Consider the following 11,427-nt stretch of genomic DNA (forward strand, 5'->3'; position numbering starts at 1 on the left):
GGGAGCCTACCCCGAACAGGTGCACCCACGGGCGGCCGATCTCCTCAGCCGGCCCGGCGGTGCGCCTTGGAACGGGACCTTTTCTCGATGTACATCCGCTGGTCGGCGGAGCGCAGCACCTCGTCCGCCGACATGCCGCAGCTGGCCCAGCCGATCCCGAAACTCGCGCCCACACGGACCGCGCGGCCGTCCACCCGGATCGGCGGGATGATCGCGTTGCGCAGCCGGACGGCCAGGTCGGCGGCGTCCGCCGCGCCCAGTCCGTCCGCGAGGACGACGAATTCGTCACCACCCAGCCGAGCGACGGTGTCACCGTCCCTGACGCCCGTCGTCAGCCGCCGGGCCACCTCGATCAGAACCGCGTCACCCGTGTGGTGCCCGAACCGGTCGTTGATCGACTTGAACCCGTCGAGGTCGCAGAAGAGGACCGCGAGCCCCTTCGTCCCGTCGTCGATGTCCGTCGCGGGCGCGACCGTGTGCACGTGGTGGTCGTACGGGCCCGGGCCCGCGCCGGGCCCGCCGGGCCCGGGCACCCCCGGGACACCGGGAGCGGGCACCGCCGGGGCGCCGGGGTACTCGAAGGGCTCGGGATAGGCGTCGGGCCGAAAGCCGTGCTCCCCGACGGCACCACCCGCCTCGACGGCGCCGCCCCCGTACCCGCCGTGGGCGCCGTGGCCGCCGTGCGCCCCGTTCCCCTCGTACGCCGCGTCGAGCGCCTCCACGGCGGTGGCGCGGACCGACTGCGGCCTGCGGCACAGCCGCGCCCCGAGGCGGGAGCGCAGTTCGGCGCTGTTGGGGAGGCCGGTCAGCGAGTCGTGGCTGGCCCGGTGGGCGAGCTGGAGCTCGTGGCGCTTGCGCTCCTCGATGTCCTCGACGTGCGTGAGCAGGAAGCGCGGCCCGTCGGCGGCGTCCGCGACGACGGAGTTGCGCAGCGAGACCCATACGTACGTGCCGTCGCGCCGCCCGAGCCGCAGCTCGGCCCGGCCGCCCTCGGCGGAGGTCCGCAGCAGGGTCCCGATGTCCTCCGGGTGGACCAGGTCGGAGAAGGAGTAGCGGCGCAGTACGGAGGCGGGCCGGCCCAGCAGCCGGCACAGCGCGTCGTTGGTCCGCAGCAGCCGCCCGTGCTGGTCCCCGCCCATCTCGGCGATCGCCATGCCGCTGGGCGCGTACTCGAAGGCCTGCCGGAAGGACTCCTCGCTCGCGCGCAGCGCCTGCTGTTCACGCTCCAGCCGGACCAGGGCCCGCTGCATGTTCGCGCGCAGCCGTGCGTTGCTGATCGCAATCGCCGCTTGGAAGGCGTACATCTGGAGCGCCTCGCGCCCCCACGCGCCGGGGCGGCGCCCGTTGCGCGGTCTGTCCACCGAAATGACACCCAGAAGTTCCCCGCCGGACGCGTACATGGGGGCGTAGAGCCGGTCCTCGGGGTGCCACTCGTCCGCGAAGCGCGGGTCGGGGCCGTCCGTGTGCCACTGGGGTACGTCGTCCTCCAGGAGGACCCAGCCCTCGGTGTGCGGGATGAAGCGGAGCCCGTCCCAGCTCTCACCCATCGTCAGACGGCGCTCCCAGGAGGCGCGGGAGCCGACGCGGCCGGTGATGAGCGCCTCTGCGGCCGGGTCGCCCGCGAAGGCGGCGACGACGAGATCCCCGTCAGGGCGTACGAGATTGACACAGGCGAGTTCGTAGCCGAGGCCCACGACGATGCCGTCCACGACGGTCTGCAGGGTGTCCGCCAGGCTCCTGGCCGTGTTGAGTTCGGCCACCACCTGATGGAGCTGCCGCAGGGTCGCAAGACGGACGTACGGCTCCGACTCGGTCTCCATTGCTCGCTCTCCCCGAGACCTCGACAGCAACTCCAGGTTTGTCATCGGCGTTTCGTTGCGGTGTCCCGTCCACTGAATCACAGTGAGCTGTGCGGCAGGTACACAGGGTCAACAAATCTTGCCCTCTGTGACTCAAGTCACATGAGATGAATAAAGGTGGGCGATGGGGGTTGTGTCACCTCGGAGCACTCCCCTGCATTCCCGGGAGCAAACGATACGCCCGGGCCTAGGCCAAGGGGCGGGGACGCGGCTCGGACTCGGGCCCGATGCGCGGCGCGGGAGGGCGAGACTAGCGTTCCGAACGTGCCGAAGACGACCCCCGTACCCATGCCGATCCCCGCCACCCTTCATCCTGAGGGCGTGAGCAACGACGAGTTCCGTGCCGCGATGTCCCGACTGGCGGCGGGCGTGTGCCTGATCACCGCGCACGAGCCGCCCCTGACGCCGACCGGCCCGGCGGGCGAGGACGTCGGCATGACGGCGACCGCGTTCCTGTCCGTGTCCCTGGACCCGCCGCTGGTGCTGGTGAGCCTGCGCGAGGGCTCCCGGATGGACGACCTGCTGGCCGAGCAGCCGCTGTGGGCGGTCTCGGTGCTCGCCGACCACCAGGTGCAGGTGGCGAGCCGCTTCTCGATGAAGAACCGCATCAGCGACCGGCTGCTCTTCGCGGACCTGCCCTACGGGCGCGGCGAGGTCTCGGGGGCCCCGCTGCTGACGGGAGCGCTGGCCACCCTCGAATGCCGTACGGAGAACCGCGTCGAGGCGGGCGACCACACTCTGGTCATCGGCCGCGTCCTGACCGCGGCGCTCCCGTCCCCGGACTCCCCGCCGCTGACGTACTTCCGCGGCCGCTACCGCCACCTGGCGGGCTGAGGACCCCGGCGGCGCAGCCCGTCGCGGCCGGTCGGTACCCGTCACGGCCTTTCGGTGCGCGTCGCGGCCGGTCGGTACCCGTCGCGACCAGCGGCTACCAGTCGCGGCCGGTGCGGCCGCGCTTGGTCTCGGCCCGGGCCTTCTTCTCGCGCAGGCGGCGTTCGTTGATCCCCCGGGGGATCTTCGTGGCGCGGCGCGCCTTCGGCGGCGGGGCGGTGGCCTCCGCGAGCACGGACGCCATCCGGACCAGCGCCATCTCCCGGTTGCGGAACTGCGACCGGTGCTCCGAGGCCCGTACGGTCAGCACCCCGTCCACCAGCCGGGCCGCGAGCCGCTCCAGCGCCCGCTCCTTCCACACGTCCGGCAGCCCCTTCGTCGCCGCGACGTCGAACAGCAGCTCCACCCGCGAGTCCGAGGTGTTCACGTGCTGTCCGCCCGGACCGGAGGATCGCGAGAAACGCCAGGCGAGCTCCGCCTCGGGGAGCACGACCGAACCGCGAATGACATAGGGACCAGGCATGCCCCCTATGATCCCGCCCCGCGCGATGCCCGTCACCCGTATTTCGCCGCGCGTATTTCGCCGCGCGGAACCTACCGCCCCCCTCCCCGCGTTATGTAAGTCAGCGGTACCTTGGCCACGATCTCGCGGCCAAGCGAAGAGGAAGGGACACCAGTCAAAATGGCAGTAAGCCTGTCCAAGGGCGGCAACGTCTCGCTCACGAAGGAGGCCCCCGGCCTCAGCGCCGTCACGGTCGGCCTCGGCTGGGACGTCCGTACGACGACCGGTGTCGACTTCGACCTGGACGCCTCCGCCATCGCGGTCAACGCGATGGGCAAGGTCGTCTCCGACGGTCACTTCGTCTTCTTCAACAACAAGTCCACCCCGGACCAGAGCATCGTCCACACCGGTGACAACCGCACCGGCGAGGGCTCCGGCGACGACGAGTCCATCAACGTCAACCTCGCCACCCTCGCGGCCGACGTGGACAAGATCGTCTTCCCGGTCTCGATCTACGACGCCGACGCCCGCAGCCAGAACTTCGGCCAGGTCCGCAACGCGTACATCCGCGTCGTGAACCAGGCCGGCGGCGCCGAGATCGCCCGCTACGACCTCTCCGAGGACGCGGCCACCGAGACCGCCATGGTCTTCGGCGAGCTCTACCGCAACGGCGCCGAGTGGAAGTTCCGCGCGGTCGGCCAGGGTTACGCCTCCGGCCTGACCGGCATCGCCCAGGACTTCGGCGTCAACGTCTGAGTCCGAGGCCGAGGCCGAGGCCGGGTCCGACCGGCCGAACGCACCGCAGCGAAGCCCCCTCCCGGCCGTCCGGGGAGGGGGCTTCGCTACGGTTCGACAGGTGATCCTGCAACCGCTCGCGCCCGTGGACGGCGCACTGCCGGGCCCGGTCCTCACCGAGATCGCCGCGCTCTACGCGACCAACCACGCCTTCTTCGAGCTCAGCGGCGATTTCCCCGACCCACGCCGCATCACCGTGGAACAGGTCGCCGCGGCCCTCGCCGACGAACTCGCCCACGACGGCGCCGAGGTGCTCCTGGCCCGCTCCGCCGGCCGGCTGGTCGGCCTGGCCGCCACCCTCGCCCACCACCCGGACCCCTCCTCCGGCGACCCGGACCCGTGGATCGGCCTGCTGCTCATCGACGCCACCGCGCACCGCGCCGGGTACGGGCGGGCCGTCGCGGGCCTCGTCGAGGACCGCTTCCGCGCCGCGGGGCGGAGCGGCGTACGGATCGCCGTACTCGACGGCAACACGGCCGGCCTGGCGTTCTGGCGGTCCCGGGGCTACACCGCGCTGCGCCGCGCCAAGGACCGCGAGCACGGCCGCGACTGCACCGTGATGCGCAAGGCCCTGTAGGGGGCGCGGGCGACGCGGGGGGGCGGGCCCGTACGGACGCGGGCCGTACGGATGGGGCCCGTACGGGCTACTTCGGCCGGCCCTCCCCGTACAGCCAGACGTCCCAGACCTTCTTCAGGTCGTGCCCCGTCGACCGCTCCGCGTACGCGGTGAAGTCGGCCGTACTCGCGTTCCCGTACCGGTGGTCGGTGGCCCAGCCGCGCAGCAGGGCGAAGAACTTCTCGTCTCCCACCTCCTGCCGGATCCGCTGGAGGACCATCGCGCCCCGGACGTACACCGGGGTCTGCGAGATGTCCTCGGCGCTGGGCGGGTCGGCGGGCGGGAAGGCGGCCCAGTCGGCGTCGGCGTCCTTGTCCACCGCGGTGTCGCCCTTCAGGAAGGCGTCGAAGTGCTGTTGGGCGGTGGTCCCGCCGTGGTCCTCGGACCACAGCCATTCGGCGTAGGTCGCGAAGCCCTCGTTGAGCCACATGTCCTTCCACGACTTCGGGGACACCGAGTCGCCGAACCACTGGTGGGCCGTCTCGTGCAGGACGAGGTTCTCGTCGGGTGCGCCGGAAAAGACGGGTTTGGTCTGCGTCTCCAGCGCGTACGTGAGGGAATCGGCCGGCAGCACGATCGCCCCGGCGGTGGCGAAGGGGTACGGGCCGAACCTTCGGCTGCCCCACTCCACGATCTCCGGCAGCCGCGCCAGCGCCGGGGCACTGGCGGCCGCCTCGGCGGGCGCGACGGCCTCGTACAGGGCGACCCCGGAGGGGGTCCGGCCGGTCGTCACCTTGAACTTCCCGATCGCGGCGGTGGCCAGGTAGCTCGCCATCGGCTCCGGGCTGTGCCACACGAACTCCGTCCGCCCGCCGGGGGCGTCGGTCCGGGAGGCCAACTCGCCGTTCGAGACCGCCTCGTAGCCCTTGGGCACGGTCAGGGTGATGTCGTACGTGGCCTTGTCGCTGGGGTGGTGGTTCCCGGGGAACCAGGCCATCGATCCGATCGGCTCGCCGACCCCGACGGCCCCGTCGGCCGTGGTGATCCAGCCCTCCTTGGAGCCGTCCGCGTCGGCGATGGGCTTCGGCTTGCCGCGGTAGTCGATCTCCGTACGGAAGACCTCGCCCTTCTTGAGGTCCTCGGCGGGGCGCACCGTCAGCTCCCGGCCGGTCCGGTTGTAGCGGGCGCCCGTGCCCTGCACGGTGACGCCCTCGACGTCCAGGCCGGCGAGGTCGAGGTTGAAGGAGCTGAGCCCCTGCCCGGCGCGGGCCGTGATGACGGCGGTGGCGTTCAACTCCCCGTCGGCGGGGTCGTAGTCGAGGTCCAGGTCGTAGTGCTCGATCTGGTAGCCGCCGTTGCCGGCCTTGGGGAAGTACGGATCGCGCAGCCCGGACGCACCGGGCCGCCCCTGCACCGTGCCGGCCGTACACGCCGTGGTGAGGGCGAGCAGGACGGCAGCGGCGGCTGCGGGGGCGGCGACGGCGAGGCGGGAGGGTGCGCGGCGGTGTTCCACGCGCCCGATCCTATGGGGGCCCGATGTCGTACTTCGGGGTGATTACTTCTCCAGGGAGTCGACGCCGGCCTTGGCGTACTTCTCGTCCAGGTCGCCGCTCGGGGCGCCGGCCACGCCGATGCCGGCGACCGGGGCGCCCTTGGCCTGCACCGGGGTGCCGCCGCCGAGGAAGAGGGTGCCGGGGATGTCCTTCAGGTTCGGGGTCTGGGCGAGACGGCCCGCCAGCACCGAGGTCGGGGCGTTCCAGGACACGGCGGTGAAGGCCTTGCGCTGCGCCGACTCGTAGGACTGCGGGCCCGCGCCGTCGCCGCGCAGGGTGACGATGGTGTTGCCGTTGCGGTCCACGACCGCGACCGTCACCTTCTGGTTCTCCTTCTGCGCGGCGTCCAGCGCGGCCTGGGCGGCGCGGGTGGCGGCGTCGACGGTGAGGTGGGTCGTGGTGGTGAAGTTCTTCTCGTCCGCCCCGCCGTCCTTCTTCGCGGTGGCGGCGGCAGCGGCGGCCGGGGCGCTCTCGGCCTGCGCGGCGCTGGCGCTGACCGCGCCGAAGGTCCCGGCGCCGAGCGCGACGGCGAGAGCGGTACCGGTGAGAACGCGGGTGCGGGTGTTCATGTCTGCTGCTCCTGGGTGCATCGGCTGAGTACGTCGCGGCCGTCGGGTACGCCGGCTCGTCCTGCTGCTCCCAGCCTGGGGCCGCACCCGGCCCCGGCCGGTCCCCGTACCGGCTCGCGACGGCTGCCGCACCGGTTGACCCCGGGGTCAACCGATCGGTCGATGCGCAGCGGGTACGGGTGCGGATTGGCTGGTCGGCGCCATCGCGTACGACCAGGCACGATGGAGGAGCCAGACACCGACCCGGGAGCCCGCTGTGAGCCACGTAAGGCGCGTACCGCCACCGGCGGCGGGGGTGCCCGGGGTGCCGGGCGCGCCCGGGAAGGCGGACACGCGGGCCCTGGCGGCCGTCATGCACACGGCGTTCTTCCTGCTCCTCGGCGCCTCGGTGGCCCGCTTCCTGCTGCGCCACCCCGGCTCGCCCAGCACCCCGTGGATCCTCGCCCTCAGCATCGCGCTGGCCCTGCTGTACGTGCTCGGCCCCGCGCTCGGCGCCGCGCCCACGGTGCGCCGGCTGCTCTGGCTCGGGCTGGTGGTGGCGGTCTGGGTGGTCCTGGTCGTCCTCGCGCCCAGCTTCGCCTGGTGCGCCGTCCCCCTCTTCTTCACCGCCCTGCGCACCCTGCCGCCCCGCGCGGCGATCGTCCTGGTGGCCCTGCTGACGGTGTTCGTGGTGGCGGCCCAGCTCAAGCTCTCGCGCGAGTTCGACCCGAACCTGCTGCTCGCCCCGCCCGCGATCGCGGCTCTGGCCACCGCCGTCTTCGTCCACATGGAGCGCCAGGCCGAGTCCCAGCGCGCCCTGATCGACGACCTGATCCGCACCCGACGCGAGCTGGCCGCCACCGAGCGCCGCGAGGGCACCCTCGCCGAGCGTCAGCGGCTGTCGATGGAGATCCACGACACGCTCGCCCAGCACCTGTCCAGCCAGCAGATGCTGCTCCAGGCCGCCGACCGCACCTGGGACAGCGACCCGGCCACCGCCCGCGCGCACGTCCGTACCGCCACCGGCATCGCGGCGCGCGGGCTGGCGGAGGCGCGGCGCCTGGTCCACGACCTGGCCCCGCCGGAGCTCGAAGGGGGCGGCGGCCTCGCGGACGCGCTGCGCGCGCTCGACGCGGGCCCGGACATCGAGGTCCGCTTCCACCTGGAGGGCACGCCGGCCCCGCTCCCGGACCGGGTCCAGTCGGCGCTGCTGCGGATCGCGCAGGGCGCGCTGGCCAACGTACGGGAGCACGCGCACGCCCGGACCGCGGCCCTGACCCTGAGCTTCCTGGGCGACCAGGTGGTCCTGGACGTCGCGGACGACGGCGCGGGCTTCACCGAGCCGCGCGGGGCGGGCGCGGCCGGGGACCGCGGGCACGGGCTCCCGGCGATGCGCGCCCGTGTCCGCCAGCTCGGCGGCACCCTGACCCTCGAATCCACCCCCGGCGAGGGCACGGTCCTCTCCGCGGCCATCCCCCTGGAGCCCCCCGCATGACGACCGGAACCGGAACCGGGCCGACCCCGATGACGACGATCCTGCTCTGCGACGACCACGCGGTGGTCCGCGCCGGCCTGCTGGCGCTGCTCGGCAGCGCGCCCGACATCGAGGTGCTGGGCGAGGCGGGCAGCGGCGAGGAGGCCGTCGCCCTGGCGGCGAAGCTGCGCCCGGACGTGGTGCTGATGGACCTCCAGCTGGGCGAGGGCATCGACGGGGTCGAGGCCACCCGCCGCATCACGGCGGTGACCGACCCGCCGCACGTACTGGTCCTGACGACGTACGACACGGACGCGGACGTCACCCGGGCCATCGCGGCGGGCGCCACGGGCTACCTGCTGAAGGCGGAGCGCCCGGAGGAGCTGTTCGCCGCCATCCACTCGGCGGCGGCGGGCCGCACCACGCTCTCCCCGCCGGTGGCGAGCCGCGTGATGGCCCACATGCGGGGCTCGCGCCCGACGCTGACGGACCGCGAGCTGGACATCCTGGGCCAGCTGGCGCGGGGCCTGGGCAACCGGGACATCGCCCGGGCGCTGTTCATCAGCGAGGCCACGGTCAAGACCCACCTGGGCCGCATCTACGACAAGCTCGGCGTGGACACCCGGGCGGGAGCGGTCTCGGTGGCCAAGGAGCAGCGCCTCCTGCCGTAAGGGGTACCGGGGACGGGATCCGGACACCGGGCGGGGCGTGTTCGGACAACCGGCCCGGAATCCCCGGGAATCCTTGTCGTAGACCTGCCAAAGCCCTGCCCCGCCCTGTCACGCTCTCTCGCGCCGCCACCCCGGCCACCGCGAAGGAGCCCGAGTGACCCACCCCACGTCCTCTCGCCGCACCCGCCTCGCCGTCCTCCTCGGGACGGCCGCCGTCCTGACGGCCACGGCGGTGACAGCCCCGGCGACGGCCGCGGCCCAGCCCCCGTACGACACCGCGGGCGCGGGCGTCGGCGCCGGAATCGGAATCGGCACCGGAATCGGCCCCGGACCCGTCGCCGCCATCGGCACGGGCCACAGCCAGCACGCCGGCACCGTCCCCCTCAGCACCTACTTCACCGGCAGCGCCTACCAGCTCCGCGACACCACGCGCGGCAACCAGCGCACCCTCGACGCCATGAACCAGACCGGCGGCGGCACCCTCTTCACCGACCCCGACAACGACTGGGGCGGCACCGGCACCCCCGCCGACCGCCAGTCCGCGGGTGTGGACGCCCACTACGCCACCGCCGTCACCTGGGACTTCTACAAGGGCGTCCTCGGCCGCAACGGCATCCGCGGCGACGGCACCGGCGTCACCTCCCGCGTGCACTACGGCAGCAACTACCCCAACGCCTTCTTCGACCCGAGCTGCTTCTGCGCCAACTACGGCGACGACCCCGTCACCGGCAAGACCCTCGCCACCCTCGACATCGTCGGCCACGAGCTCACCCACGGCGTGATCGCCTCCACCGCCGGCCTCGGCTCCGCCGGCGAGCCCGGCGGCCTGAACGAGGGCACCGCCGACATCCTCGGCACGGCGATCGAGTTCTTCGCCGGCAACACCACCGACGTCGGCGACTACTTCATCGGTGAACGCGCCTTCGCCGACGGCCCCCTGCGCCGCATGGACCACCCCAGCCTCGACGGCCACTCCCGCGACTACTGGTCACGCGACATCGGCACCCTCGACGCGTACGCCGCCTCCGGCCCCGCCCGGCACTTCTTCTACCTCCTCGCCGAGGGCAGCGGCCCCAAGGAGATCAACAAGATCTCCTACGACTCCCCCACCTACGACGGCTCCAAGCTGCTCGGCATCGGCCAGGACAAGGCCGTCCGCATCTGGTACCGGGCCCTGAGCACCTACATGACCTCCACCAGCAACTACGCCCGCGCCCGTACCGCAACCCTCATGGCCGCCGCCGACCTCTACGGCCCCGCCGGCGTGGAATACGGTCGCGTCGCCGCCGCCTGGACCGCCGTCAACGTCCGCTGACGGGCCACCGCCGAACCCGGTTCCGGCAGGGGTTGCGGGGGCGGTGGTCCGCGATGCCGGGCGGTGGTGAGGGCGATGGTTCCGGTGGGGCGGTGTCCGTGACGTGCGGGGCATGCACCTCGGGCAGGCCCGCAGCCGCCCATGCCCGCCGGGGCGGCTGCCGGGTGCGGCCTGCGGCTTGCGGCCTGTGGCCTGCGGCCCGTCATTCACCGGCTCAAGACGCCCCACCGGCGTCCCGTCCCACGCACCCGCCCCACCGTGACACCATCGGGTACGTGCTCGACATCGGCTACTCCCTCTCCCGGCGCTTCCCGGACTCCCCGCAGACCGACTACCGCTCGGCGGACGTCCACTCCCTGCGCCACGACCTGTTCTGCGGGGACGTCTACCTCGCCGACACCGCCAAGGACCGGGAAGTGTCCACAGCCTGGGGATGGGTGCCCGTACTGGACTTCGCCTGGGCGCTCTGCGACATCGTCGAGCAGCTCGACCAGGACCCGCGCGGCAGCCGCTCCGCCCACCGCCAGTACGCCGAACTCGACTTCACCGAGTCCAGCGACCGCATGCTCTTCGAGCGCCGCTTCGGCTGGGTGGACATCGAGGCCGACTGGATGCCGCCGGAGGAGGAGCCGCTGACCTTCAGCCACCGCCTGCTGCGCCGCGAGGCCCGCGACTTCCTGCACGACCTGATCGCGGACCTGACCGACATGCACGACACCCTGGCCGACAACCCCGTCATCTGGAGCCTCCAGTCCCGCTTCCCCCGCGTCCCGGCATAGAGGCGTCGGCCGGTCCCGGGCGACCGAGCAGGCCCAGGCCCCCGAGCGGGCCCGGGGGCCCGGCCGGCCGCGGCAGGGCTCGCGGGATCCGCGGGGTTACGAGAGCACGCGGAGACCCAGCTGGGCCGCCAGGGCCGGGGCCAGGTCGAAGAGCTGGGGCGGGCTGATCACCGCACCGGACAGCGCGTCCACCCCGCGCGCGATGTCCAGCTCCACGGCCCCCCGCAGGTCCACGTCCGCCATCCGCGCGCCCGTGAAATCGACCCCCCGCAGCGCGCACCCGCGGAACTCCACCCGCTCCAGGACCGCGCCCGCGAAGTCCGCCTCCACCAGCACGCACCCGTCGAAGACCACGTCCTTGAGCCGCGCCTTCCGCAGGTTCAGGTAGTCGATCTTGCCGCCGCGGAACACCACCCGCTCCAGCACGGCCCCGTGCAACTGCACGCCGCCGAGCCGCGCCTCCACCAGTTCCACGTCCCGCAGCGAAGCCCCGGACAGGTCCGTCCCCACCCCCCGGACCCCCTCCAGCACCGAGTCCAGGATC

The 11,427-nt window shown here is 73.0% G+C and carries 12 protein-coding genes; 7 read left to right on the forward strand and 5 right to left on the reverse strand.

From position 1 onward, the window contains the following. Positions 1 to 44: 44 nt before the first annotated feature. Entirely contained in the window at positions 45 to 1,820 is a 1,776-nt protein-coding gene (cdgB, locus tag ADK52_RS16880) for a diguanylate cyclase CdgB (protein ID WP_053690635.1), read from the reverse strand. 327 nt (positions 1,821 to 2,147) lie between these two features. Here cdgB and ADK52_RS16885 point away from each other — a divergent pair, with 327 nt between their 5' ends. Next, entirely contained in the window at positions 2,148 to 2,693 is a 546-nt protein-coding gene (locus ADK52_RS16885; RefSeq protein WP_053690636.1) for a flavin reductase family protein, read from the forward strand. Between the two features lie 94 nt (positions 2,694 to 2,787). Here ADK52_RS16885 and arfB read toward each other — a convergent pair whose 3' ends face one another. Further along, positions 2,788 to 3,213: an alternative ribosome rescue aminoacyl-tRNA hydrolase ArfB gene (gene arfB, locus ADK52_RS16890; protein ID WP_053690637.1), complete on the reverse strand. Its 426-nt coding sequence runs from the start codon at positions 3,211 to 3,213 to the stop codon at positions 2,788 to 2,790. A 159-nt stretch (positions 3,214 to 3,372) separates the two neighbouring features. Here arfB and ADK52_RS16895 point away from each other — a divergent pair, with 159 nt between their 5' ends. Beyond that, positions 3,373 to 3,948 carry a TerD family protein gene (locus ADK52_RS16895; protein WP_030156998.1) on the forward strand — a complete coding sequence of 192 codons (576 nt, stop codon included), beginning with the start codon at positions 3,373 to 3,375 and terminating at the stop codon, positions 3,946 to 3,948. A gap of 100 nt (positions 3,949 to 4,048) precedes the next feature. Continuing rightward, a complete protein-coding gene (locus ADK52_RS16900; protein ID WP_053690638.1) occupies positions 4,049 to 4,564 on the forward strand; it encodes a GNAT family N-acetyltransferase in 516 nt (171 codons plus the stop codon). 67 nt (positions 4,565 to 4,631) lie between these two features. Here the strand turns inward: ADK52_RS16900 and ADK52_RS16905 are convergent, their stop codons facing one another. Beyond that, on the reverse strand, positions 4,632 to 6,056 hold the full coding sequence (locus ADK52_RS16905; protein WP_053690639.1) for a M1 family metallopeptidase: 1,425 nt from the start codon (positions 6,054 to 6,056) through the stop codon (positions 4,632 to 4,634). Positions 6,057 to 6,098: 42 nt separating this feature from the next. Next, entirely contained in the window at positions 6,099 to 6,665 is a 567-nt protein-coding gene (locus ADK52_RS16910; protein WP_053690640.1) for a GlcG/HbpS family heme-binding protein, read from the reverse strand. Between the two features lie 256 nt (positions 6,666 to 6,921). Between ADK52_RS16910 and ADK52_RS16915 the strand changes: the two genes are divergently transcribed. The 4 genes from ADK52_RS16915 to ADK52_RS16930 all read left to right on the forward strand — a co-directional run bounded on the left by ADK52_RS16915 (position 6,922) and on the right by ADK52_RS16930 (position 10,883). Continuing rightward, the gene (locus ADK52_RS16915; RefSeq protein WP_420714915.1) at positions 6,922 to 8,139 is read left to right on the forward strand and encodes a sensor histidine kinase; all 1,218 of its coding nucleotides are present in this window, start codon (positions 6,922 to 6,924) and stop codon (positions 8,137 to 8,139) included. Beyond that, on the forward strand, positions 8,136 to 8,789 hold the full coding sequence (locus ADK52_RS16920; RefSeq protein ID WP_051696226.1) for a response regulator: 654 nt from the start codon (positions 8,136 to 8,138) through the stop codon (positions 8,787 to 8,789). Before ADK52_RS16915 ends, ADK52_RS16920 begins: the two co-directional genes overlap by 4 nt. Before the next feature lie 154 nt (positions 8,790 to 8,943). Continuing rightward, complete coding sequence (locus tag ADK52_RS16925; RefSeq protein ID WP_053690642.1) at positions 8,944 to 10,104, forward strand: M4 family metallopeptidase; 1,161 nt, start codon at positions 8,944 to 8,946, stop codon at positions 10,102 to 10,104. A 275-nt stretch (positions 10,105 to 10,379) separates the two neighbouring features. Continuing rightward, positions 10,380 to 10,883, forward strand: coding sequence for a hypothetical protein (locus ADK52_RS16930; protein WP_053690643.1), 504 nt, complete (start codon positions 10,380 to 10,382; stop codon positions 10,881 to 10,883). A 96-nt stretch (positions 10,884 to 10,979) separates the two neighbouring features. Here ADK52_RS16930 and ADK52_RS16935 read toward each other — a convergent pair. Further along, a partial coding sequence (locus ADK52_RS16935) for a pentapeptide repeat-containing protein (RefSeq protein WP_199828513.1) occupies positions 10,980 to 11,427 on the reverse strand: 448 nt, incomplete at its 5' end.

This window comes from Streptomyces sp. WM6372, from assembly GCF_001279655.1.
Taxonomy (GTDB): domain Bacteria; phylum Actinomycetota; class Actinomycetes; order Streptomycetales; family Streptomycetaceae; genus Streptomyces.